This window comes from Streptomyces sp. NPDC034103 (assembly GCF_055575395.1).
Genome location: NZ_JBVISS010000010.1, coordinates 33,427 through 56,940 on the forward strand (window position 1 = coordinate 33,427; position 23,514 = coordinate 56,940).

Annotated in this window: 19 protein-coding genes and 8 pseudogenes; 17 read left to right on the top strand and 10 right to left on the bottom strand. The window is 69.0% G+C overall.

The window, feature by feature from the left end:
* Positions 1–131: 131 nt before the first annotated feature.
* Positions 132–239: pseudogene (locus tag ACZ56U_RS22985) on the top strand (IS110 family transposase); the annotation flags it as partial.
* Positions 240–533: 294 nt separating this feature from the next.
* Here the strand turns inward: ACZ56U_RS22985 and ACZ56U_RS22990 are convergent.
* Positions 534–794: a hypothetical protein gene (locus tag ACZ56U_RS22990; RefSeq protein ID WP_469085867.1), complete on the bottom strand. Its 261-nt coding sequence runs from the start codon at positions 792–794 to the stop codon at positions 534–536.
* Between the two features lie 90 nt (positions 795–884).
* On the opposite strand from ACZ56U_RS22990, the gene ACZ56U_RS22995 reads away from it, so the two are divergent.
* Entirely contained in the window at positions 885–1,085 is a 201-nt protein-coding gene (locus ACZ56U_RS22995; RefSeq protein WP_469085868.1) for a hypothetical protein, read from the top strand.
* 137 nt (positions 1,086–1,222) lie between these two features.
* Here the strand turns inward: ACZ56U_RS22995 and ACZ56U_RS23000 are convergent, their stop codons facing one another.
* Positions 1,223–1,900: a TetR/AcrR family transcriptional regulator C-terminal domain-containing protein gene (locus ACZ56U_RS23000; RefSeq protein WP_469085869.1), complete on the bottom strand. Its 678-nt coding sequence runs from the start codon at positions 1,898–1,900 to the stop codon at positions 1,223–1,225.
* A 116-nt stretch (positions 1,901–2,016) separates the two neighbouring features.
* Here ACZ56U_RS23000 and ACZ56U_RS23005 point away from each other — a divergent pair, with 116 nt between their 5' ends.
* From ACZ56U_RS23005 to ACZ56U_RS23030, 6 genes and pseudogenes are all read left to right on the top strand, one after another.
* Complete coding sequence (locus ACZ56U_RS23005) at positions 2,017–2,721, top strand: DUF4386 domain-containing protein (protein WP_469085870.1); 705 nt, start codon at positions 2,017–2,019, stop codon at positions 2,719–2,721.
* 522 nt (positions 2,722–3,243) lie between these two features.
* Positions 3,244–4,347 carry a hypothetical protein gene (locus tag ACZ56U_RS23010; protein WP_469085871.1) on the top strand — a complete coding sequence of 368 codons (1,104 nt, stop codon included), beginning with the start codon at positions 3,244–3,246 and terminating at the stop codon, positions 4,345–4,347.
* A gap of 673 nt (positions 4,348–5,020) precedes the next feature.
* Positions 5,021–5,662 (top strand): DUF6461 domain-containing protein, encoded by a 642-nt coding sequence (locus tag ACZ56U_RS23015; protein WP_469085872.1) that lies wholly within the window; start codon positions 5,021–5,023, stop codon positions 5,660–5,662.
* Between the two features lie 30 nt (positions 5,663–5,692).
* A pseudogene (locus ACZ56U_RS23020) lies at positions 5,693–6,018 on the top strand (transposase); the annotation flags it as partial.
* Between the two features lie 279 nt (positions 6,019–6,297).
* Positions 6,298–7,287, top strand: coding sequence for a hypothetical protein (locus ACZ56U_RS23025; RefSeq protein WP_469086124.1), 990 nt, complete (start codon positions 6,298–6,300; stop codon positions 7,285–7,287).
* Positions 7,288–7,314: 27 nt separating this feature from the next.
* Positions 7,315–7,476: pseudogene (locus ACZ56U_RS23030) on the top strand (transposase); the annotation flags it as partial.
* A gap of 73 nt (positions 7,477–7,549) precedes the next feature.
* Here the strand turns inward: ACZ56U_RS23030 and ACZ56U_RS23035 are convergent.
* The 3 genes from ACZ56U_RS23035 to ACZ56U_RS23045 form a co-directional block, all read right to left on the bottom strand.
* A complete protein-coding gene (locus tag ACZ56U_RS23035) occupies positions 7,550–8,386 on the bottom strand; it encodes a serine hydrolase domain-containing protein (RefSeq protein ID WP_469085873.1) in 837 nt (278 codons plus the stop codon).
* Positions 8,383–8,796 carry a thiol-disulfide oxidoreductase DCC family protein gene (locus ACZ56U_RS23040; RefSeq protein WP_469085874.1) on the bottom strand — a complete coding sequence of 138 codons (414 nt, stop codon included), beginning with the start codon at positions 8,794–8,796 and terminating at the stop codon, positions 8,383–8,385. Before ACZ56U_RS23040 ends, ACZ56U_RS23035 begins: the two co-directional genes overlap by 4 nt.
* A 169-nt stretch (positions 8,797–8,965) precedes the next feature.
* A complete protein-coding gene (locus ACZ56U_RS23045; RefSeq protein WP_469085875.1) occupies positions 8,966–9,601 on the bottom strand; it encodes a maleylpyruvate isomerase N-terminal domain-containing protein in 636 nt (211 codons plus the stop codon).
* A 176-nt stretch (positions 9,602–9,777) separates the two neighbouring features.
* Here ACZ56U_RS23045 and ACZ56U_RS23050 point away from each other — a divergent pair, with 176 nt between their 5' ends.
* A complete protein-coding gene (locus tag ACZ56U_RS23050) occupies positions 9,778–10,050 on the top strand; it encodes a hypothetical protein (RefSeq protein WP_469085876.1) in 273 nt (90 codons plus the stop codon).
* Between the two features lie 34 nt (positions 10,051–10,084).
* Here the strand turns inward: ACZ56U_RS23050 and ACZ56U_RS23055 are convergent, their stop codons facing one another.
* A complete protein-coding gene (locus tag ACZ56U_RS23055; protein ID WP_469085877.1) occupies positions 10,085–11,362 on the bottom strand; it encodes an MFS transporter in 1,278 nt (425 codons plus the stop codon).
* A gap of 230 nt (positions 11,363–11,592) precedes the next feature.
* On the opposite strand from ACZ56U_RS23055, the gene ACZ56U_RS23060 reads away from it, so the two are divergent.
* The 4 genes from ACZ56U_RS23060 to ACZ56U_RS23075 all read left to right on the top strand — a co-directional run bounded on the left by ACZ56U_RS23060 (position 11,593) and on the right by ACZ56U_RS23075 (position 15,883).
* On the top strand, positions 11,593–13,560 hold the full coding sequence (locus ACZ56U_RS23060; RefSeq protein WP_469085878.1) for an alpha/beta hydrolase family protein: 1,968 nt from the start codon (positions 11,593–11,595) through the stop codon (positions 13,558–13,560).
* Positions 13,557–13,739, top strand: coding sequence for a hypothetical protein (locus tag ACZ56U_RS23065; RefSeq protein WP_469085879.1), 183 nt, complete (start codon positions 13,557–13,559; stop codon positions 13,737–13,739). The genes ACZ56U_RS23060 and ACZ56U_RS23065 overlap by 4 nt, the downstream gene beginning before the upstream one ends.
* 81 nt (positions 13,740–13,820) lie before the next feature.
* On the top strand, positions 13,821–15,101 hold the full coding sequence (locus tag ACZ56U_RS23070) for a cytochrome P450 family protein (RefSeq protein ID WP_469085880.1): 1,281 nt from the start codon (positions 13,821–13,823) through the stop codon (positions 15,099–15,101).
* A 323-nt stretch (positions 15,102–15,424) separates the two neighbouring features.
* Positions 15,425–15,883: a TIGR03618 family F420-dependent PPOX class oxidoreductase gene (locus ACZ56U_RS23075; RefSeq protein ID WP_469085881.1), complete on the top strand. Its 459-nt coding sequence runs from the start codon at positions 15,425–15,427 to the stop codon at positions 15,881–15,883.
* Between the two features lie 15 nt (positions 15,884–15,898).
* Here the strand turns inward: ACZ56U_RS23075 and ACZ56U_RS23080 are convergent.
* A pseudogene (locus tag ACZ56U_RS23080) lies at positions 15,899–16,033 on the bottom strand (IS5 family transposase); the annotation flags it as partial.
* Between ACZ56U_RS23080 and ACZ56U_RS23085 the strand changes: the two are divergent.
* Positions 16,032–16,694 (top strand): annotated as a pseudogene (locus ACZ56U_RS23085) (alpha-galactosidase); the annotation flags it as partial. The pseudogenes ACZ56U_RS23080 and ACZ56U_RS23085 overlap by 2 nt on opposite strands.
* Positions 16,695–16,755: 61 nt before the next feature.
* Here the strand turns inward: ACZ56U_RS23085 and ACZ56U_RS23090 are convergent.
* Positions 16,756–18,282, bottom strand: coding sequence for an alpha-N-arabinofuranosidase (locus ACZ56U_RS23090; protein ID WP_469085882.1), 1,527 nt, complete (start codon positions 18,280–18,282; stop codon positions 16,756–16,758).
* A gap of 449 nt (positions 18,283–18,731) precedes the next feature.
* A pseudogene (locus ACZ56U_RS23095) lies at positions 18,732–19,368 on the bottom strand (glycoside hydrolase family 3 N-terminal domain-containing protein); the annotation flags it as partial.
* Here ACZ56U_RS23095 and ACZ56U_RS23100 point away from each other — a divergent pair.
* The 3 genes and pseudogenes from ACZ56U_RS23100 to ACZ56U_RS23110 form a co-directional block, all read left to right on the top strand.
* Entirely contained in the window at positions 19,288–19,680 is a 393-nt protein-coding gene (locus ACZ56U_RS23100; protein WP_469086135.1) for a hypothetical protein, read from the top strand. The pseudogene ACZ56U_RS23095 and the gene ACZ56U_RS23100 sit on opposite strands and share 81 nt — an antisense overlap.
* Before the next feature lie 501 nt (positions 19,681–20,181).
* Positions 20,182–21,581: pseudogene (locus tag ACZ56U_RS23105) on the top strand (non-reducing end alpha-L-arabinofuranosidase family hydrolase); the annotation flags it as partial.
* A gap of 643 nt (positions 21,582–22,224) precedes the next feature.
* Positions 22,225–22,787 (top strand): annotated as a pseudogene (locus tag ACZ56U_RS23110) (transposase); the annotation flags it as partial.
* A 222-nt stretch (positions 22,788–23,009) separates the two neighbouring features.
* On the opposite strand, the gene ACZ56U_RS23115 reads toward ACZ56U_RS23110, so the two are convergent.
* Positions 23,010–23,492, bottom strand: a complete 483-nt coding sequence (locus ACZ56U_RS23115) for a hypothetical protein (RefSeq protein WP_469085883.1) — start codon at positions 23,490–23,492, stop codon at positions 23,010–23,012.
* Positions 23,493–23,514 lie beyond the last annotated feature (22 nt).

Sequence of the window (23,514 nt, forward strand, 5' to 3'; positions counted from 1 at the left end):
GGACTGCCGCCACTTGACCCGCAGGTTCGAGGCCGACCTGCTCAACAGTGGGCACGCGGTGGTGCGGGTTCACACCAGGCTGATGGGCCGGCGCACGACGCTCAGCCCGGGAGCGCGGGAAATCCGACCCGATCGATGCAGAGGCGGTAGCCCGGGTCGCTCTGCGCGAGCCCGACCTGCCCAAGGCATGCCTGGACGGCCCGAGTCGGGATATCAAGCTGCTGGTCGACCATCGGCGCACGCTGGTGGCCCAGCGCACCACAATCGGCAACAAGCTGCGCTCGTTGCTGCACGAGCTCGACCCGGAGCTGGCCGTCGCCTCTCGCGGCCTGCGCCGCCTGTGCATCCTGGATCACCTGGCCCAAGGCTTGATCCAGCATCACGGGACGCTCGCGGCGATCGAGGCCCGTTGCCGTTCCGCTTCGCGCCTCTCCTCGTCGGCGATCCACCTCCGGGTCCGCTCTCCAGATCTGGGCCTCACAAAGTGGTCTTGGGAGACCAGCATCGGCGGGCCCCCAAGACCGCCGCGTGCGTCAGGGCGTCGCCCCCAGGATGCCGCTGGGCAGGAGCCCACCCGGCCCGGAGATGGCGCTGCCGTTGGTCACGCCGCCGAGGAGGCCAGTCACCGTGCCCAGGAGGCCGTCCAAGTCGGCGGTGCCCGCAGGGGCGAGGGGTGCCGACGGGGCTTCGGCGGCATGGGCGCCGGCGACGCCCAGTGCAAGCACACCGGTTGTCAGCACAACGGTGGTGGTGATGCGGGCCATGGCCTGCCGAATGGGAGTGCTGGTTGCCATTGGGTTCGTCCTCCATGAATGTCGGCTGGATGCTCAGGGAGCAGTGCTTCCGAGCAACCCACCAACAGGACGGCTCGCTCAAAGGTAACTGTGCGTGTCGTACATATGGGGGCGAGGTGCGTCTACTGGAACCCGGCCCCGGGCCTGGTCAGAAGTCACCAGTGGGTGGAGAGCGTGGACCGCATGGACGTCGAGGGCCTGCTCAGGCAGCACGCCGTGGACGGCGCACACCTGGATGCGGCGCCGCCGGAACACCGTAAGGATCTCAGCACGCTGGGAATGCGCTGGTAGACGAACGGGGCCGAAGGGGAGCGCGTCACCGGGCTCGCTCTCCCGACCAGGCTCTCCTTACCCCTTACCCAACCTCTGCTGAACCTCGGCTCGGCTGGTTCCCTCCCCCTCGACGCGAGATCAGCCCTCCGCGGCCGCTACGCCTTCCGCGCGGACGTCCAGCCTTGGAGGCGGAGGCCTTCGAAGCCGTCCAGGAGGAGGTCCAGGGCGAATTCGAACTCGAACTGGTCGTCGCAGCCGCCACCGACTGTGGCACTCCCGTCGTGTGCGGCCGTCGCGGCAAGTTCCGCGATGTGCGGGTAGCGCGCCGCCAGCCCGGGGTCCGGGGGGCCGGAGGGGCCCGAGGTGTCGAACAGTTCCTGGCTGAAGCCGAGCAGGCGGCTGCCCATCGCGTGCATGACGTGGTGCGTCAGGTCGGCGGATAGGCCGCCGGCCCGGAAGCTCCCGGCCATCGAGTCCAGGTACGACAGCACGGCCGGGGTGGGGCCGGTCCGCGACTCGATGACCCGGGCCGCCCAGGGGTGGCGCAGCAGGACCCGCCGGGCCGAGAGGATCCGCCCGCGGACCACGCTCTGCCAGTCGGGGCCCGCAGTCGGCGGGTCGATCTCGCCGACCACGGTGTCGACCATGCCGTCGAGCAGTTCCTCCTTGTTGGCCACGTGCTTGTAGAGGGCCATCGGTACGACGTCCAGCTCCTGCGCGAGCCTGCGCATGCTGAGCGCGTCGATGCCGATGGCGTCGGCGAGCGCGACGGCGGCGCGCAGGACGCGGTCCCTGTTCAGGGGGATCCGATGCGTGGCTTCCTGCCGGGTCATTGCGTTCGGCCCTTTCCCTCCTCGACAGTGCCCTCTCCTTGACGAGTGTACGTCGTACACCTATGTTGACCGCGAGGTGTACGACGTACACCACTCGAGTGGGGAGTACCGAGAAGATGAGTCCGGACCGGAGAACCGCGGTGGCCGCCGGGTCGCTGTTCCTGCTGACCGAGGCCGCCGCGATAGCCGGGGCCGTTCTGTACCGCCCCCTGCTGGGAGCGGCGGACGGCCGGCTCGCGCAGGGCGCCGACACGCGGGCGCTGCTCGGGGTGCTCTGCGAGGTGGTGCTGGTGGTGGCGGTGGCTGGTACCGGGGCGGCGCTGTTCCCCGTTCTGCGGCGCCACGGCGAGGGGCTCGCGCTCGGGTACGCCTTCGGGCGGCTGCTGGAGGCGGCTGTCATCGCCCTCGGGATCGTCTCCGTCCTGGCGCTCGTCACCCTGCGGCGGGACGCGGGGGCGGCGGCAGGCGCCGACGTCGCGCTGGTGGCCGTCCACGACTGGACATTCCTGCTCGGGCCCAACATCGCCCTCGGCCTGAACACCGTCCTGCTGGCCCACCTGGCGTACCGCGCACGGCTCGTGCCGCGCTTCCTCGCCGTGCTTGGGCTGGTCGGCGGGCCGCTGATCTGCGCCTCGGCCGTCGCCGTGATGTTCGGGGCCTACGCGCAGCTCTCCGTGGCGGGGTCGGCCGCCGCGCTCCCGGTGTTCGCCTGGGAGCTGGGGCTGGCCGGGTGGCTGATCGTCAGAGGGTTCGGGCCCGGCTCAGGCGCCGCGTCCCGGGCAGACAGAGAGGTGGCCGATCCGGCAGGTGTACGTCGGTGAGGTCGGCCCGAGCTTGACGGCACAGCCGTTCAGGGCGATGCGCTCGGCCTCATCTCACGACCGCGTGAACGATCACGTGCGAAGAGCGGAAGGCTTCTAAGTCGGGTAGCCGGGTCACGTTGCCGTGACCCGGCTACCCGACTTATACCTCTGCTCAATGCGCTCAGAAACGATTCCGCGGTGATGTCCTCGACTGCATCCCCGCCACATCGGGCGGCCGCGTACCGGTGGATGACGGCTGCGTGCCGTTGGTACGGCTCCCCAAACAGCTCTGGGTGGGGCACGGAGTCGGCGACAATGCGGGCGTCATCGCCAGGTCTGACGGGCGAGCCGTGCACGCGCTCTTCGTGTCTGCCGTCGCTTGGACGCATTCGTTACAACCCCGAAGGGCTCGAACGGGTCCTCCCGGTAAGGGGAGGCGTCAGGGCGGCTGCGTCCCGCGAAATGCCTACAGGAGGAAGCCTGATGAGAATCAGAGTGAGAGCGCTCGACACATGGGTGACAAGCATCCTGCCAGCAATCATGGCTCTTCTGGCGGCCCTTGTTGTTACGGCGCCCCCTGCCCAGGCGGCCACGCCGCTGCCCGGAGGTAAGTCGAACTGGGTTGTCTCCCTCGGCTACCTGGATCTCGCAACGAAGAACAACTACCGCAACTGGGTCCGGATCGGGTACTACGCCTTCCAGACCAACGGCACGGTGACGACCAACTACTGGGCCTGGGATCAGCAGGAACAGCCGCAGCGGGTAAACGCGATGAATGCGGACTGCGGCGGAGACGTCCCCACTTGTACGGTCCGCACAGTCGACGGATTCACCGGCGACCCGACGGGCGGCTACCAGGGCACCTTCGACTACACCCCGGCCGGGCAACTCGCCGTGACCTGGACCAAAAACGCTGCCGGCACCGCGTTGGCACAGCCGATCACCGAACGCTGGAACATCACCACAGGGCTGGCCAGCGGGCGAGCGGCCCGCATCACGAGCCCCACCTTCTACGGGGCCTACGGCAACGACGTTGAGATCCCCGCTGAGGGAACCTTCTCCACCTCTGCCAATTTCGGCGTCGGCTACGGCAGCAACGCCTCGCTGGATCGCACGAGCCGGGCGACCATGAGCCAACTCGTCAAAGACCCGCGCTACAACGCTGAACCGTATCGGGGCGCGTTTGTCGTGGCCAAGGCATCGTCGTCCGATCCCGCCACCCGAACAGGCATCGTAGGCCGGGAGGGGGCAGGCGGAGCCTGGAACTTCGGTCCGTCTTCGAACCCGTGGAAGCCATGTGCCAGTGGCCAGTGCATGGGCTGGCTCCAACCGAACACCTCCTGCACCGGCACTGACAAAGACCGGGTCCGCTACATCGGTGAGATCGGGGGCGGCCGCCGTAACACCGAGGAGTACTGGTGCCAGTCCCTAGCCCAAGGGAAGACCTGCTACACCCACAACTCCCACCCCCGCCCCATGCTGCAGATCATCGACGACGCCGGAGAGTTCCAGGGCTGGGTCGGCGTGGAGGCCTTCACTCATGTATCCACCCGCACCGGCTTGCCGGACAGCAGCTGGATCGAAGGGTACTGGGGACTTTTCGACATGGTCTCGGCGGCCTTGCAGCCCGAACTGCCGACCTGACCTCGATCTCTCTTGACGGTCTGCCGACACAGTCGGCGGACCGTTTCGCTTTCGGTGGCTGAGGACGGGCAGGCCGACAGCCCAAGTGTCGCCTCGGGCGGACGCCGGGTTCCACTGTGGTCAGCCGGGCTTCGGTAGGAGAGCGAGCCGTGCGCGAGCACTCAGGTCGGAGCGGCCACGGCCTGGGGCGCGTCGCGCTCGCGTTGGCCGGGCAAGCGGTGCCCGGCCGGCCGCTCAACTGAACTTCGGGGCAGGGAGGACGACCTTGTCGCGCACGGTCATGGACTTGCCCGATCCGCAGTTCGGCACGCCACGTGTGCTGGAGGTCGACGACCGCGCGAGCCGCGACCAGCCCTACCCCAGCGACGTCGGCGAGATCCTCACCAGCCGCCTCAGCGCCAGGCTCCCGACCTGGATCGACAACGTCAACGCCAGCCAATTTGCCCGGCCGCAACAACCTTTCCCTCGACTTACTCCGAGACCTCGACGCCGCGACAGCCGGACTCGCCCTGGAATGGAGCTACGGCAGAGTCGAGGTCGCCGCCAACCGCATCAAGAAGATCAAGAGGCAGCTCCACGGAAAGTTCACCATCACGCAGCACGAGCCTGGCTCCCCATCGCGCCACGCATATGACTCAGCGAGCAATACCGAAGTGAACAACGGAGGCAAAGCATGAAGACGGACACGGACATGGACGCGCTCCGCTGGGCGGTGGCCGGGACATGCGTCACCTTTGCCCGCGGCCTGAGCCCCGAGGAGGTCCTCACCCGCTACGGGGCCGACCCTAAACAGGCGCGCCTGCTCGACTGGACCACAGCCTCGGACCTGCTCTCGGACAGCTCCGGTGACGGGATGGTCTCGCTGCTGCGATCCGGAAGGATCGATGCATGGGCCTTCTACGTCGAGGAGGACGGTGGCATCGGCTCCGGGGAGGCATCGCTCGCAAACTTGTCTCGCGGCACTGAGGCATACAGCGTGGCAACGACCGACGGAATCAACGTCTTCCAGTACTGGCGTGGCGGCGCATGCGTCGAATACTTCGAGCCAGGCATGGAGCACACCCGGTCCGAACCGGTCGGCCCCTGGTGGGATCGAGTGGAAGCAGCGCTCGCCGCGTACGAAGGAAAGGATGCCGGGATGGCACCTGTGGTGGCCCTCGTACTGGACCACCTTGGCATCTCCATGGACGACGCCACACTCGCCCGGCCCTGGCCCAGCCTGACGATCGCCGAGGACAACGCGCCGTCGGGGCCACTGGGCAACACCTACGCGGGCGAGGGACCAATTCCGCCCAGGACTGTCGAGATCTTGTAACTCCTCACAACGGATCGCTGAAAGGTCACCCTCCCCCTGCTGGAGGCGATCCCGCCGGTACGGGGCAAACGTGGCCGGCCTCGGCACCGCCCCGACGTCGTCCTGGGCGACCGCGGCTACGACCATGGCAAGCACCGCCGCTTGGTCTGGGAGCTGGGCGTGAGCCCACTGATCGCACGACGTGGCACCGAACATAGCTCCCGACTCGGAAGCCAACGCTGGCTTGTCGAGCGCGCGTTCGCCCACCTGCACTGGTTCCGCGCGGCCTGCGGATCCGCTGGGAGACCCGCGGGCGACATCCATGAGCCTTCCTCACCCTGGGATGCGCACTCATCTGCTGGCGACGCCTGTCACGAGGATTGCCATGGGGTGGCAGGTGTACAGGAGCGTGTCCTAAGCCTCGCCGCAGCAACCACGCGTCTGGCGGGCGGCGATCCGACGGCCGCCAGGCGTTGAAGCCTCGGATACGGGTCGCGGGAAGAACAGGGCAACCTTATGGGTGCGTGGTGAGTCTTCTGAGCGGTCACATCGTGATCGCAGCCACGAGGAGAGACATCATCAACGCCCTACGCAAAACCCTGACCGCCACCGCCGTCGTCGGTACCGTCCTCGCGGGTTCCGCCGCCTGTGGGACAGTGGAGCAGCTGTCTGCCGGCAGGAAGCTCGAGCAGGCCTTCGAGAAGCTCGGCGAGAAGAACACGCTCTCCTTCGAGCTCGACCTGGACACCGACGTGGCGTCTTTGAAGGCACTGGACGCCGCGTCCGACCCCGAACCCGGTGAGGAAATACCGGACGAGGTCGCCGAGTTGCTCAGCGGCGCGAAGATCACGGTGACTGTGCAGTCCAAGAAGCCGTTGGAGAAGTCCGGCGAGAAGGACCTCGTCGGCACGGCCGTGAAAGTCGGCACCACGGACGGCGACCTTGTCGAGTACCGGGTGATCGGCGACTACACCTACCTCCGTGCCGACACGGACGTCCTAGGCAAGACGATGGGCAGCCCCCTGCCGGACGCCGACGAACTGCCCCCGGAGGCCGGGGCGATGAAGGACGTCCTGGAGGGCAAGTGGGTCAAGTTCAGCACCAAGGAGATGAACAAGGCCGCCGGCGAAGGTCAGGAAGCCGAGAGCGGTCCCGCCCCCTTCGACGCCAAGACGCAGAAGAAGCTCGTCCAGGCCCTCCGCAAAGTCATCGCCCGTGAGGTGGAGTTCAAGACGACCGGTGACGGGGGCGATACCGAGCACGTCACCGCCACGGCCCCCTTCCGCACGCTGGTCAGCGAACTGCTCGGCCGCATCCGGCCCTTGGTGAAGGACCTGCCGACGGGAATGGAACTGCCGACGGACAAGGATCTGAAGGACGCTCCCAACGCCAAGGTGACAGCCGACTTCACACTCGAGAACGGCGAACTGGCCCAGGTGGATCTCGACCTCGCCAAGCTGGCCGAGAACGCCAAGGTGAAGAAGCTCGGCCTGACTCTGCGGATGCGCGAGGGCGCCAATCCCACCGCTCCGGCCGGAGCCACGACGCTCGATCTCGACGACCTCATGAACGGCTTCCTCGGCGGGCCGGCGATGACCGACACCGAGCTCGGCACGAGCGATCTCGCCGACGAGGACGCGCTGTAGGGCGGCCGCCGCGGCGGGCGACCGCCAACGTTCAACCGGCAGATCTACCGCCAACGCAACGTCATCGAACGCTGCTTCAACCGACTCAAGGCCTTCCGCGGCATCGCCACCCGATACGAAAAGACCGCCACCTCCTACGAAGCGGCGGTCACTATCGCATCAATCCTGCTCTGGGCAAGATCTGATTGAAGACGGACCCTAGAACTGCATCACGCTCAATCCGCCTGCGGAGTACGACATGTGCAGTGGGCTACGGAGCAGTTCAGCTTCCTCGGAGTATCTCGATACCCACTCGGTCCGTGTCCTGTGGTACCGCGTTCAGGCGGTGGATCAGCACCCAGCGACCGTCGTCCATCGCTCCGGCGAAGAGGGAGGCGTGGCGTGTCGCCCCGTTGTGCCAGCGCAAGGAGCCGGACGTCTGCCAGCTCGACGCGGGCTCCCCCAGCCGGCGCTCCACCAGGAGTCGTACCACCATGTCGGCCGCCGCCCGGGGAGTTGCCCATAGGCCTCCTGCCGGCAAGATTGCGCCGTCCATCGTCCACGGCCTGCGGGCGCGGCCGAGAAGGCCGGGGGTCGGCAGACGTCGGCCGGGATCGGGGCTGGTGGTCACCTCGGTGATGCCGAGCGGTTGCAGGACGTACTCGGTCACCAGCTCCTCGTACGTGGTCCCCGAGGCGGCGCTCAGGGCCGCGCCGAGCACGGCGTAACCAAAGTTGGAGTACTCCTCCACCTCGCCGGCGGGGCGCGTGGCGAGCGTGTCGAGTCGGGGCAGTAGCCGGTCCAACGCGGCGCGGTTGAACGCTGCGTAGGGGTCACGGCGGGAGTGACGACCGGGTGGCAGGCGCGGGAGGCCGGAGGTATGCCGGGCCAGGTGCAAGAGAGTGATCCCTGTTCCTGGGGCAACGGGAAGCCACCGCTCGACGGGGTCGTCGAGCGCCAGCATCCCGCACTTGGCCATACGGGTCAGCGCTGTGCCGGTGACAACTTTGGTGAGCGAGGCGATCTGAACGAAGCGGTCGACGGCATGACCGTTGTTGCAAGCCGGCGGGCCCTTGTGGCTGAACACGCACGTCGGAATGCGCTGCACGGCGGCGCTCATGCTCCGCGCGGTGGCACTACGCAGGCGGTCGTACCGCCGGGCAGGCGACGGCGGTTGCGGGACACCCAGCCGTAGACCGCGCTGCTGCAGGCGCGGATGCCGGGAAGGCGAACCACGGATCCGAGCGTGCGGTACGCCCACGCCGGCGAGGTGCTCACGTAGTAGGCCAGGGCATCGGCCCCGCCCGCGAGGACCTCACCGTCACGCAGGAGGAGGACCTCACGCTCCAGACGGTCCAGATGCGGCACCGTCGACTCCGCGGGCAGGAACTGCCACGGCACCGCATGCAGCATCGGTGTGGCAAGGGCCCGGATACGGTCGATGGACGTCTGGCAGAACCCGCAGTCCCCGTCGTAGGCGAGGACGGGTAGTGACGGTAATGCCTTGGGCGATGGCTTGACGTGGGTCACGGGGTCTCCGTCCAGTGCTGCAACAGTGCCTCTCGTTCGGCCGGGCGAGGGGCACGCGTTCCAGTCGAAGGTCGAGTTGTACGCGGCGATCCGCCGGGATCACCGGGGGGGCATATCGCTGCGTGCGCTTCAGCGCACGCGCAACAGCCGAGGCCAGCTGACGCAACATTCAGAACACGTTGATCGCAGCCGGTGCCCGTTCCACGCGAGTCAAGGCGCGCAGCATCGCCGCTTGACCATGACGCCGGACGGCAAGCCCGGTCAACAGCCCAACCACGGGATCGAGGGCAGAGCCTGGAAGCTCCGGAGCACTGACGCCCACACTGACCGCCAGGTCATCCATATGCACAGCGAGCTCGACCATCCGAGTCACGAGGAAATCGTCCAGGCTCAGCGCCCATCCTGTCTGCGGCATGAACACCACCCAGTCGCCGTGCACCTCCTCAAGGCTGGTTCGCTGTCGGTCGAGCACGGCATGGACTCGCTCGACCAGCAGCCGCACGCCTTCGGATGAGATGTCTTCACCCTTCGCTCGAATCCCGGAGCTGATCTCGCCGTCGAGCGGCGCGTCGATCCACACGGCCCGCGCATAGTGTTCCAACACAGGGATGGGTTCCTGCTCAGAGGCGGGCCCCTCCAGCGCCGGATCCACGCTGAAGATCTGGTACGCGAGGTGGCCGGCCAGACCTCCGACAGTCCACTGCGCCAACGCGCTGGGTTTCTCCCACGAGGCCGCCACTCCCGGTGCGTCCAACAACGCTAAGGCCTGCGCGGCAGTCTCCAAATAAGCGTTCTTCAGACTCACAAGCCCCCCAAGATCCGTCCGGATCCCAACATTACGCAGTACACGCGGGCTGCATGCTGTACCCGGCCAACATCTCCCGTCACGTGCGCGCGCTCCTCAGCCTCCACCCTCGGATGCCGAGGCCTGCGCGGCGGCGATCAGCTCGGCGATCTTCCACCCGATGGACGGGCCGGAGGATGAGGGGCCTGCCCTGCCTCGAGACCGCGGGTGTCCTGGTGTTCGCCTACCTCGATGCCGACCGGGTCTCCGTCCATCTCGAGCCCACCAACGAGCAGTTGGTCCGGGCCGACGGCACGGTCCCGATGATGGTGGAGATCGCGGACACCACGGTGTTCGACAACGTCACCCCGCCTCCAGACCCGCCGCATCGAGCTGCGCCAGGCCACCGCGGCGGGCTCGGACGCGGAGTAGCGCGAGGAGGACTTCCGGTGAACTCCGCCGCCGCGTGACCCTCGTCCACCGGGGTCTACTCGGAAGACCAGGTCAGTCCGGGTTCTCGGTGGCCTGGAGGCGGCGCAGGGCCAGGATCAGATTGCCGCTGCCGAACGTCGCGAGCGCGGCGACGCCCCACAGGGTCGCCGCGACACCGGCCCGGTCCAGCACGGCGCCCGCGACCAGGAAGCCCAGCGGCCCGGCCAGGGTGCTGATCGTGACCACGGCCTGCAGCACCTTGGGCCCGAAGCCGTCCGGCAGCCGGGCGGAGAGCAGGCCCATCAGCGGCGCGTTCGCCAGGGGCCCGGCGGCCGATGACAGGCCGACGGCGACGACGAGCACGCTGGCCGGCACGGGCACCAGGAGCGCCCACAGGGGCAGAGCGACGCAGACCAGGGCCGTACTGGCGAGTCGTACGGGGGCGACCCGTGCCGCCAGCACATAGGCGGCCACCGAGCCCACCAGGCCACCGGCGCCATGGGCGGCGATCAGCAGGCCGCCGACCCTGGCGTCCCCCTCGAACCGGGTGAACGCCAGCACCGGCATGGTGATTATCAGGGTTCGCAGCATCAGCCCGAACACCACGGTGGACAGCATCGCCCGGCTCAGGAACCAGTCGTCGCGCAGATGCCGCACCCCCGCCCACAGGCCACGGGGCCCGGCCGTGGGCCCTTTGGCCCCGCCACCCCCGGCCGGGACGCGGCACAGCAGCAGCAACCCGGAGAAGGCGAACGAGGCCGCGTCCAGCCACACCACCGATGTGGTCCCCACCAGCGGGATCAGCGCGCCCGCGAGCGCCGGTCCGACGAACGCCGAGCCGTTCTGCACGCCTGCCAGCGCGCTGTTGGCGCGGGCCAGAGAGCGGACGTGCGGGCTCAGCAGTTCCATCGCCAGCACCCGCTGTGCCGCGTGGTACGGAACGGCCAGCGCCCCGAGCGCCACGACGATCGCCACGAGGACGGCCAGATTGAGCGCGCCCAGGGTCTGCAGCAGCGGGATCAGCGCCACCACCGGAGCGCGGGCGAGATCGGAGACGACCATGGTCCGGCGGGCGCCCAGGCGCTGGATGACCTCCCCGCCCGCGAAGCCGAGCAGCGCCATGGGCAGCACCTGGGCCGCGAAGACCACTCCCGCCCGCGTAGCCGAGCCGGTGGTCTCCAGCACCAGCCAGGGCAGCGCGAGCATGGTCATCTGGGTGCCCAAGGCCGTCACCGCGCCCGCGACATAGACCGCCGTCAGCGCACGGCTCGCCCTGCCACCCGCTGTGCCGTTGGGCGCTCCGCCGGGTGGGACGGGGGCTGCGCCGGGCCGGGTCGCCGCGATCGTCATCGCATCGCCCCTTTCTCCTCGGTGGGTCCGGACCATGTGGTCGCCCCCGCACCCTGTCGCCCGCCCACCGCCCGGTGCCAGGGAAGGACAGGCAGGAGCTCACTGCCGGTGCCGCTGCGCTTTCTTCCCTGCCACGCGGCCCGATCGTCCGGCAGTGTGATGGCCGTCGGAGCCCACCACAGCCAAGGCGCCGGCGGCACAAGCGGACACCAACGAAGGGAGGGACGGCGATGAGCAGCGGTATCGGAACGGCGGTGCACGTCCCGTCCTTCGCCGCCCGCGACGGACGGCGAGCGGTCGAGACCCGGTATGTGGACGGTCTCCCGCAGATCGTGGCCTGGGATCTGACGACGGGTCAGCGACGCCAGGCGACCACCGCACCGCTGGGTGTGGAGACCGCCGCCATCGAGCCGGACGGCCACGGCCTGTGGTGGTTCGACGCCGCTCCCGGCGGTCAAGGCCGCTGGCTGCGGGGGCCGTTCGAGGGCGGGCACCCGCGCCCGGCGCTCGACGGCGTACCCGCCGGGCGGATGCACGGCCTGGCCTTCGACCCCCGCAGCGGCCTCGCCGCCGTCGGCGTCGGGGTCGCGGACCGCTCGCGGTACTACCTCGGCCGACCGGGCGAGCGCGCCCGCCTGGTGGCCGAGGAGCCCGGCTATGCGGCAGTGGTGGGCCTGGCCCCCGGCGGCCGGCTGCTGGCCACCGCGGGGTGCCCGGACGGACCGGCCGCGGTCCGGCTGTGGTCACCGGCCTCCGGCGCCCTCGTGGACGCCATCCCCGGCGCAGCGGGGGACGGCGACGGCGGCGCGGCGTGGGCACTGGGCTTCCGCCCGGACCTCACCACCGCACGTCCGGAACTGCTGCTCGTCCTCGAGCGCGCGGGCCGCTACACCCTGGCCTTCTGGCGGCAGGGCGAGGGGATCCGTACGCACGGTCCCGGCTCCGCCCTCGACTTCGATACGGAGATCACCGCCTGCTGGTACGGGCCCGGCCGCACGGCGCTGGTCCAGCAGGACCGGGCGGGACGCAGCCGCCTGCTCCGCGCCGACCTCGACCGCGGTACGACGACGGTGCTTCCCACGCCCGAGGGCACGATCATCGACTTCTCCTGCGCACCCGACCGCACGGTCCACTGCCTGTGGAGCCGCGACGGCGAACCGCCCCGGCCACTGATCCGCCACCCGGAGAACCCGGAAAGCTCGGAAAGTGCGGAGCACCCGGAACCCCCGGCACGTCCCGACCACTCCGACCACTCCGACCACTCCGGCCACCCCGGCCGCTCCACGACGGCGTCACGCGGCACGGCGCCCGGCGGAACGACCGGATCCAGGCGCCGCGAGCTGTGGACACGTCGGCCGTACGGGCAGATCCACAGCTTTGTGGCCACCCCGCCCGGCCGCAGGGCGGGCCACCGCCCCTGGCCGACGGTCTTCCTCGTCCACGGCGGGCCCCACACCCATGACCGGGACGCCTATGACGGGCGGACCGAGGACCTGGTCCGGGCCGGATTCGCCGTGGTGCGCACCAACTACCGCGGCTCGACGGGCTACGGCCCCCGCTGGCGGGACGACTTCGGCCACCGGGTCGGCCTCGCCCAGCTCGAAGACCTCGCCGCGGTGCGCGGCCACCTCATCGACGCGGGAGTCTCACAGCCGGGCCGTACTGGCCTGTGCGGCTACTCCTGGGGCGGCTATCTGACGCTGCTGGCGATGGGCGTCCAGCCCCGGCTGTGGGACGTGGGGCTGGCCGTCGCCCCGGTGGCCGACTACACGGCGGCGTACCGGGCGACGACGCCGGCGCTGCGGGAGGTCGACGACCGCCTCTTCGGCGGCACCCCCGAACAGGTGCCGCACCGCTATCGCGCGGCCTGCCCGATGACCTATGTGGGCCGCGTACGCGGCCCGCTCTTCCTCGCCGCCTCGGCGGACGACGAGAAGTGCCCTCCGGAACAGATCGAGCGCTATCTCGCCGCGCTGCGGCGCCGCGGCGTACCGCATCGCGTCCGGTGGCTCGGCGGCGGGCACGACGTGGGCCGTGACCCAGCCGGATACGCCGCCGCCTGGGCCGCCATGGTGCGCTACGCCGACGACACGCTGCGCGCCTCCCCCAGAACCGCCGACCGCCGCAACAGCGGGCGGACCGGCTCGCACCACCCCGTCCACCACACCGAAGAAACCGAAGAAAGGTCAACCCCATGAAGCGTCACGGACTGCGCGTCGACCCCATCAGCGCCACCGAGCGGGAGCGCGGGCTCATCATTCATCCGGACACCACGGCCACCCTGGACAAGGCGGTCTCGGTCCGGCCGAACGGCCCGGCGCGGGCCTGCACCACCCGCACGAAGAAGAACACGGAGAAGAAGTCGCCTCTGCAGTGAGCCCAAGCAGCGTCGTAGCGGGGTGCCACGCCCGGCACCCCGCCGCGGCGCCGGCCGTACCGGTGAGGACAGGAAAACAAGATGACCACAGCTACGGCAGCGACGGCAGCGCCCCGGACGAACAGTCCCCGGCCGGACAAGCCCGAGACGACGCGACCGCGCCAGAACCCGCCGACGTTCCTCAGCGACCCGTACCCGACCCTGGCCAGGATGCGGCAATCGGCCCCGGTCTCCGTGCTGCACAGCGACGGCGGCCTGCGGCTGTGGATCATCCCGCGCTACGCCGATGTCCGGGCCGCGCTCTTCGACCGCCGCTTCGCGCAGGATGTGCGGCGCGCCCAGGCCCTGGCCGACAGCCGGGTCGAGGGCGTCGACCTGGGCGCTGAGATCACCCATATGCTCAGCAGCGATCCGCCCGACCACACCCGCCTGCGCCGCGTGGTCCAGGCGGCGTTCAGCCGCAAGCGGGTCGAGGCGATGCGGCCGATGGTCGAGCGCATCACCCTCGAACTCCTCGACGGGCTGGACGCGGCAGCCGCGCGCCACACCACCGCCACGGTGGACCTGATACGTGACTTCGCCTTCCCGCTGCCCATCCTCGTCGTCTGCGAACTGCTCGGCTTCCCGCCCGAGGACCGCGACCTCTACCGGAAGTGGTCGACCACCATCGTCACCCAGGAGGGCGACCACGCGGCGTTCCAGCGAGCCGTCCAGGAGATGGGCTCGTACGTCCTGGCCATCGCCGACCGGCGTATCCGCCGCAACGAGCGTCCCGCCGACCTGCTCACCGAACTGCTGACGGCCCGCGAGCGCGGGGAGCTGACGGACGACGAGATCGTGGGCATGGTCGCCCTGCTGCTGATCGGCGGGCATGAGACCACCGTGAACCTGTTGGGCACCTCCTGCCTCGCGCTGCTGCGCGATCCCGGCCAGGCCGCCTGGCTGCGCGCCGATCTCACCCGGATGCCCAGGGCCGTCGAGGAGTTCCTGCGCTACGACTCCCCCGTCTGTATGGCCACCACCCGCTTCACCACCGAGCCGGTGGACGTCGGCGGGGTGGAGATCCCGCAGGACGAGTTCGTGCTGCTGTCCCTCGGCGCGGCCAACCGCGACCCGGCGCGCTTCAAGGACCCCGACCGTCTCATCCTCGACCGCCGGGACGCCGGCCATCTCGCCTTCGGCGGTGGCATCCACCGCTGCCTCGGGGCCCTGCTCGGCAAGCTGGAGACCGAGATCGCGCTCACCGCGCTCCTCGCCCGCTTCCCCGGAATGACCCTGGCCTGCCAGGAGCGCGACCTGCGCTGGCGCAACACGATGATGCTGCGCGGCTTGGAGGCGCTGCCCCTCACCCTGCGCCGCTGACCCCCGCCCTGACCCTGCCGCCCTCACCGCCTCCCGCACCGTCGCGGCCTGGGCCGGGTCGGTCAAGGAGAACGGGACACGGGGTGCGCAGGGTGGAACCGCGCCAGAGGTACGGCAGGCGAACGGGCCGCCGACCGACGCCGACCCACCGATCAGGCGCCCGCCCGGGACCGAAAGATCGGGCGCCCTGGGGGTGGGGTGAACATGGTGAAGCGGCGTCCTGGCACCACGTCGACGCTGGAGCTAGGGCCTGTTGCGAAAGTGGATGGTAGGGCACAAGAGGGCCGTGGAATGCCGGGGACGTTACGGAAGTTGATCACAGCATGACTCAAGGACCAGCGCCTCGCTCCCTGTCCAACGAAGCCCTCTCCGCTCTACTCGCCAGGCAGCAGTTCGGGACCCTCGCCACTGTCAAGCAAAGTGGCCATCCGCACCTGACCACCATGCTCTACAGCTGGGACCCCGAGGCCCGCATCGTGAGGCTGTCCACCACGGCCGACCGCATCAAGGTCAAGCACCTGCAGCGCAACCCGCGCGCGGCGCTGCATGTGCAGGGTGGCGACGTATGGTCGTTCGCCGTCGCCGAGGGCGCGGCGGAGGCTTCCGAGATCACGACGGTTCCCGGCGACGCGGTCGGGCGGGAACTGCTCGCGATGATCCCGACGGCCGCGAAGCCGGAGGACGAAGACGCGTTCCTCAAACAGCTGGTCGCCGAGCGCAGGATTGTCATTCGGTTGAGGGTGGAGCGGCTGTACGGGACGGCCTTGGATATCAACGGTTAGGGGCGACCGTGCTGGTCATAGCCACTCGTTGATGGCTGCAACCAGCACCGTCGCGTGGTAGCGGACGGCGAGCTTGTCGTACCTCGTCGCAACCGCGCGGTGGCGCTTCAGCCGGTTGATCCCACACTCGACCGCGTGCCGCTCCCTGTGGCTGTGGCAGCTGGAGACCAACGGCGGCGGCTGGCAGTGGGAGTGCGGGGAGAACATGGACACGGGATTCCTGTCCCTGTCCGGTCCCACCAACGTCCGGCACGGCTGGTCGCACCGTCTTGAGCCGGGGGCGAGTTTCACAACCGTACCCGTGGCCCTCGCCCTCACCGAGCCCGGCGGCATCGACGGGGCGTTCGCCGCGCTCACCCGATACCGGCGGGCGATCCGCCGCCCGCACCCCGAGCACCAGCACCTTCCCGTCATCTTCAACGACTACATGAACTGCCTGATGGGCGACCCGACCACAGCCCGCCTGCTGCCGCACATCGACGCCGCCGCCGAGGCGGGCGCCGAGTATTTCGTCATCGACGCCGGCTGGTACGACGACGGGGACGGCGGCTGGTGGACCACCGTCGGCGCCTGGGAGCCCGCCCCCTCCCGCTTTCCCGGCGAGGGCGGCCTGGGGGAGGTCGTGGATCGGATACGGGAGCGCGGCATGGTGCCGGGACTGTGGCTGGAACCGGAAGTGGTGGGATTGGAAAGCCCGGTCGCCACCGCCCTGCCCGACGAGGCGTTCTTCCGCCGCCACGGCGCCCGCGTCAACGCGAACGGCCGCTACCACCTCGACCTGCGCCACCCCGCCGCCCGCGCCCACCTGAACCCCAGCGGGCGACCGCTGCAATCCCCCGCCTTCAGGAGGGGGAGGTAGTCGAGACGGCTCCTCAGTCCGCGCGGGCCACGGGGGCCTGGACGGTGACGAACGAGTGGGGAGGCAGTGTCAGAACGAGCCCCTGACCTGTTGGCTTCACGCCGTCGAACGGGCGCGGGACCACTGCCTCGGGCGAGTCCGGGGAGTTGTGGACCTGGAGTCTGTCCGCGGTCAGCAGGCGAGCGGTCGGCTCGCCGACCGCTCCTCCGCGCAGGTCGAGCGTCACCTCGGCCGGTTCCTCGGCGTCCAGATTGGACACTGAGATCAGCACCGCACCGTCCTTGATGCTGGCCGAGGCGGACAGCGTGTCGAGTTCGGCATCCCCCACCTGGCGCCGGGCATCCTCGGTGCGCAGGTGCACGGCGAGTGAGGTGGCGTCCTGGTGGTTCTTGTTCATCTCGAAGACGTGGTAGGTGGGGGTGAGGACCAACGCGTCGCCGTCGGTGAGGATCATGGCCTGTAGGACGTTGACGGTCTGCGCGATGTTCGCCATGTACAGGCGTGCCGCGTGCTTGTGGAAGATGTCGAAGTGGGTGCTGGCCACCAGTGCGTCGCGCATGGTGTTCTGCTGGAACAGGAAGCCCGGGTTGGTACCCGGTTCCACGTCCCACCAGGTGCCCCACTCGTCCAGGACCAGGCCGACCTTCCGGCCTGGGTCGTAGATGTCCATGACGGTGGAGTGACCGGTGAGGATACGGTCGATCTGTTGTGCCGAGACCATAGTGCGGTAGTAGCCCTCGGTGTCGAAGCCGGTGGCGCTGCCCTTCGACTCCCAGGTGCCGGTCATCGTGTAGTGGTGCACGGATATGGCCTGGAAGAACGTGCGCGGTGTGGCCACGCAGCCGAAGCAGTTGATCTGCTCCATCAGGGTGCGCGTCCACTTGTAGTCGTCGCCGGCCGCGCCTGAGGCGATGCGGTACAGCTTGTTGTCGCCGTGGTCGCGGCAGTACGTGGCGTACTGCCGGGCCAGATCTGCGGAGTACTCGGCGCGCATGTTGCCGCCGCAGCCCCACGTCTCGTTGCCGATGCCCCAGAACTTCACGTGCCACGGCTGGTCGCGGCCGTTGGCCCTGCGCAGCCTGGCCATGGGGCTGTCGCCGTCGCGGGTCAGATACTCGACCCACTCGCTCATCTCCTGCACGGTGCCGGAGCCGACGTTGCCGCTGATGTAGGGCTCGGTGCCCAGGAGTTCACACAGCGCCATGAACTCGTGGGTGCCGAAGTGGTTGTTCTCTTCGACGTCGCCCCAGTGGGTGTTGACCATCCGGGGGCGCCGGTCGCGGGGGCCGATGCCGTCCTTCCAGTGGTACTCGTCGGCGAAACAGCCACCGGGCCAGCGGAGGTTGGGGATGTTCAGGGCACGCAGCGCCTGGACGACGTCAAGGCGGATACCGCCCTCGTTCGGGATCGTCGAGTCCTCCCCGACCCAGAAGCCGCCGTAGATGCAGCGGCCGAGGTGCTCGGCGAAGTGACCGTAGAGATGTCGGCTGATCGTCGGGCCCTCGATGTCGAGGTCGATGATGGCGGTAACGGTGGACATGGGTGCTCCAAGAGGCTCGGGACATTCTGTATCGGTAAGAGAGTTGGGCGGACCTGGAGGGGAGGCCGTCAAGAGGCCGGGGTGAAGGGCAGCTGCGCACCTCCCCGTACGGAGCCTTCTAGACAGCTGTCGAGGAACTGGTGGACGCGACCGACCCGCTCGTTGCCGGTGTCAAAGGTGGGCGGTCGGCTCCCGCGTCGCCTGAGGAAGACGCCGGGCCGGGCGCTGGCGGCGGCAGAGGCGCGGCCTCCTCGGTGGTGAGGAAGCGGCGTTGGTGAACATGCTCATTGGCGAACATGGGCACGCCGTCCGAGGCCAGCCTGCCCGCTGTCGCGCATGACCCGCCCGTTGACGACGAGGTTCTCGAACGTGACGTCCTGGCGGATGTCCTCGACGCGGATGTTGTCGTATCTGACGTCGCGGATGGGTTGCCGTGGATGTCTATGTCGAGCGGGGGGCCACGTCTGCCCAGAGGCTGCGGTTTCCTGGTCCGTCCAGGTCCGAAGGTGTTCCCGCAGGTACGGCGAGACATTCGGCCGCCCGTTGAGGAGGTTGTACGCGGGCATCACCCCGGCCACGCGCCGGCCTCGACGGGGCGGCGGAAGGCGCGCATGTCGTACTCGTGGAGGACCCTCGGCCGTACCGAGGAGGACGAAGTCGACCTGTCCGTCTCGTTGTTGTGGGCCGGCCGGCGCTTGAGGACGGGGGCCGCCATCCAGTACGCCGGGTCGTCGCCGCGTAGGCCGCGGGTGTACGCCCGCGATCGCCGCTGTCAGGTGCGGGTCCTCGACATAGCCCTCCTCGTTCCTGCCCCGCAGCGGGTGCCGCAGCAGACTGACCCTCGGCGCCCACACGTTGAGTCCCACCCGGTCGTCCCGTGCGCGCATCGCCCGCGTCCCTTGGGGGACGGCGTCGCCGACCCGGCGGAGGAGGCCGTCGTTCCAGGTCGCGCCGAGGCCGACCGCCTGCGGGAAGACCGTCGCCGGGCCCCATCCAGGCCACACCGTGCAGGGCCTTCTGCCCGGTGCGGAAGGCGGCGACACCGAGACGGTCCACCGCGGGGGTGAACTGGTGCAGGAATGCGATGCGTTCGTCGAGTGTGAGGCAGGAGGGGAGGTCGTCGACGCGCTGGTCCAGGGCGGCGGTGAGGTCGCGGAAGAGAGGCGGCGAGCTTTCGGTCACGTACTCAGATCCCTTGAGGAGGACAAGCAGGATGCGAAGCAGGAAGAAGACCTGGAGGCCGAGCAGGAGGTGGTGCGGGAGCAGATAGGTCGGGATTCGAAGCGCTTCGATGTTCCGTCGCCTCGACCCAGACGTCAAGGCGTTCACCCAAGCTCGCACAGACCCGCAGAAGACCCCGTCAACGCCCAACTCTTCAATGTTCCCAGTGAAAATTGACGCGAGCCTTGTGGCCCTACAGGTAGCCTCTTATCCTCGCTGCAATATCGAAGCGCTTCGAAGACTTACACTCCTCCTGCGCGTTCTCAACGCTCCCCGCACCGCAGACGACCACCGCAGGCACACGGCGACCGGACCGGCGTCCGTGAGTGCCACCGGCCCCGCCGCGAGCGCGGGTCGGGCACCGAGCCGAACCAGAGGCTCCGGCGAGCGCCCTGGCCGGGGTCCGTAATGATCACCAAGCCCGTGCCCGCACCGCTACCTGCCCCTCACGTCAAAGACCCGTACAGCCACGGAACTTGAAGCCGCCTGGTTTCTGCCTGCGAACGTTCTGCCCGCGAGTTTGCGAGAGGCATTGACGCTGATCACTGGAACCCTATTATCCAGTTGCTCGACACTTCGACCCGTGTTCGTTATGTCGAACACTGTAGGGCCGCACCACACCGCCTCCGGACAGCCCCTGACGGGCCGAACCGGAGTCGCTTGCTCAAGGCTGACGATATGCACACACGTGTTTTCAGCCGCAGACGTCCACCTGCGGTGCTCACTGCCGTGGTTGCGGCCCTGGCCGCGTTGGTGGCGTTGCTCGTCGCCGGCCCGGCCCAGGCGGCCACCACCAGCGACGTGCGCGGTGTTGCTTCCGGCAAGTGTCTCGACGTGTCGGGCTTCAGCCAGACCGACGGCGCGAACGTCCAGATCTGGGACTGCCACGGTGGAGTCAACCAGCAGTGGACGTCGACGGACAGCAACCAGCTGACCGTGTACGGCAACAAGTGCCTGGATGCCCGGGGCGGCGGTACCACGAACGGGACCGCGGTGCAGATCTGGTCGTGCACCGGCAGTGACAACCAGCAGTGGCGGGTGAACTCCGACGGCACGATCGTCGGCGTGCGGTCCGGACTGTGCCTGGAAGCCGCGGGCTGGGGTTCGGCCAACGGCACGGTGGCGCAGCTCTGGTCGTGCACCGGCGGCGCCAACCAGAAGTGGACCGGTCTGTCCGAGGCGAGCAACGCGTGTGCTCTTCCGTCGACCTACCGGTGGAACTCGACCGGCCCGCTGGCGCAGCCGAAGGCGGGGTGGTCAGCGCTCAAGGACTTTACCAACGTCGTCTACAACGGCAAGCACGTCGTCTACGCCACGTCGCACAACAACCTCGCCGGTATCGATGGGCGCTGGGGATTGATGACCTTCAGCCCCTTCACGAACTGGTCCGACATGGCCACCGCCACCCAGACCACGATCCCCTTCGACGGCATCGCGCCGACGCTGTTCTACTTCGCCCCGAAGAACCTCTGGGTGCTCGCCTACAACGGGGGTTGGCCCTACACCTTCTCCTACCGCACCTCGACCGACCCCACCAACCCCAACGGCTGGGGCCCGCAGCAGGATCTCTTCACGACCACCCTCCCGGACGTTGTGGATCCCGACGGCAAGACCCGCAAGAGGGGCCCCCTCGACGTGACCCTCATCGGCGATGACACGGACATGTACATGTTCTTCGCCGACGACGAGGGCGGCATCTACCGCGCCAGCATGCCCATCGGCAACTTCCCGGGCACCTTCGGTTCGTACACGAAGATCATGAGCGAGTCGTCGCTCGACCTGTTCGAGGCGCCGGAGGTCTACAAGGTCAAGGGCCAGAACCAGTACCTCATGATCGTCGAGGCCCAGAACTACACCGGGTACGGTCGCTACTTCCGCGCGTTCACGGCCACCAGCCTCAACGGCACCTGGACACCGTCACCGCAGGCCAACACCGTGACCAGCCCCTTCGCCGGCAGTGCCAACAGCGGCGCGACGGCCTGGACCAGGGACATCAGCCACGGCGATGCGGTTCGCACCAACCCCGACCAGACAAGACCATCGACCCCTGCAACCTGCAGTTCCTCTACCAGGACAGGTGGAGTTGGAACGGCGGGCTCGGTACAAGACCGAGCCCGCCCGTGCATGCGGAGAACCCGGATGGTGGCGGCCTCGTCCTGGTCACCCACGAGACGCGGGACGGCGGGTGGCCGGCAGTTCCGGTTGGGTGTGCGCTGGGTGGACGGCGGGGCGGCGACGCTCACGGACCTCGTCGTGCTCGCGCAGGATGCGGTACATGGTGGACACGCCGACCACGCACACGCCTTGGTCAAGCAGCTGGTGGTATCCCGATGCCGGGGCGGTGTCGGCGAAGTCGCCGGTGTGGAGCGGCGACTGCACGGTGGCCCGCTCTTGGGTCGACAGGGCGCGTGGCTGCGGCCGCACGGAAGGCGCGGCTTGGCCGATGGCGGCGGGGACTGGCGGTGACGGCTGTAGTGGCCGCTCTGGGCCCGGCGGGTGGCCCGGTACGCACCCCCGGGCAGGGGCGTGAGTTCCGCCATGGCCGTCTCGATCACGGCGTCGATCATCGTCCCGACGCCGACCCGGCGGTGATCACCGGCTACAAGGCCGCCCGGAACCGGCCCCTGACCCGCGGCCAGGAGCTGTCGAACACCGCACTGGCAGCGGTCCGGGCACCGGTGGAGCGCGACTTCGCCCACCTCAAGGACTGGCGCGTGCTCGGCAAGGCGCGGACGCACACCCGTCATCCGGGTCCGCGGATCCTCCCAGCGCCGCTTCTCCATCGCGGCTCTGGCCTGCTACAAGCAAGGCGAACGCTCACGGCTGATCTACCGGCCCAAGCGGCACGTCGATCACAAACACGGCGACAGACGCAGTTTCACCTGGCCCGACTACCGCGACCTGCTCTCCACCGCGCACCAGCAACTCGGCGCACCCATCGTGCTCCTGTGGGACAACCTCGAGGTTCACAGGGACCGCCGACTGCGGGAGTTCATTGACACCCACGACTGGAGCACCTGCTACTTGCTGCCGGCCTACGCACCGGACCTCAGCCCGTCGAGGGCATCTGGCCCCTGCTGTGGCGCAGCAGCCAGGTCGACACCGCCTTCACCGACCCCGACCACCTCATGAGCGCGCTTCGACACGGTCATCAAGGAGCTGCCCTGCTCATCGACGGCGGCGCCGTGCTCGTGCCCGTCGAGACCGTAGCGCACCGTCGGACTACTGACGTTGTCACCGTGGTGTCGTCAAGGAGAGTCCGGTTTCGGCGAGGCATCCGTTGATGAGGTCGCTGCGGTACTGGACCTGGCGGATGGCGGTCGGCGCCAGTGCGGGCGCGCAGGAAGAAGCTGCGGAGAGCCCCACCAACGCCGCCCGCTGGGCCTGCCGCTGCCATCCGAGGCCGACCGCAGAAGCGGTGGCCGCCGCCAGGTCCGTTCTGCGGAATGCGGGTGCGGCGAGGGGCCGCCGCCGAACCGGCCCCTCGCCTGTGCCGGATCGCCGGGCTACGGGCAGCTGCTGGCCCAGATGTGGGAGCTGATCCGGTCGTTGGCCTTCGTGTTGTCGCTGAACCTCTCGTAACCCAGGTCGAGGTTCCCCCACTCGTCGCCCACGCCGATGCACATGCGCACTCCGCCGTAGGCGTAGCCGTCGTGCAGCCGTACGTCGTCGAAGGTCCCCACGTAGCCGCTGTTCCACACCGACGAGACGATGTTGTCCATGTTGCTGCAGCCGCTGATGTTGCGGTAGTCCTGCACGTTGTAGAGCATGCCGCATCCGTTGCCGGAGAATCCCGCATGCTCCCACACCCAGACCCGGCCGTCGGCAGGTCGTGAGCTGGCCTTCTGCGCGGAGGCATTCGCCCAGGCGGAGACGGCCGCCTTCGGTGAGGTGCGGTCGGTGCCCGGGGCTGCCCCAGTGGCCGATGCTCCCGAGAACAGCAAGCCCACGGTCGCCGTGGCGAGCAGGGCTGTGCGCAGCTTTCTCATGGTGAATCTCCTTGAAGTGATG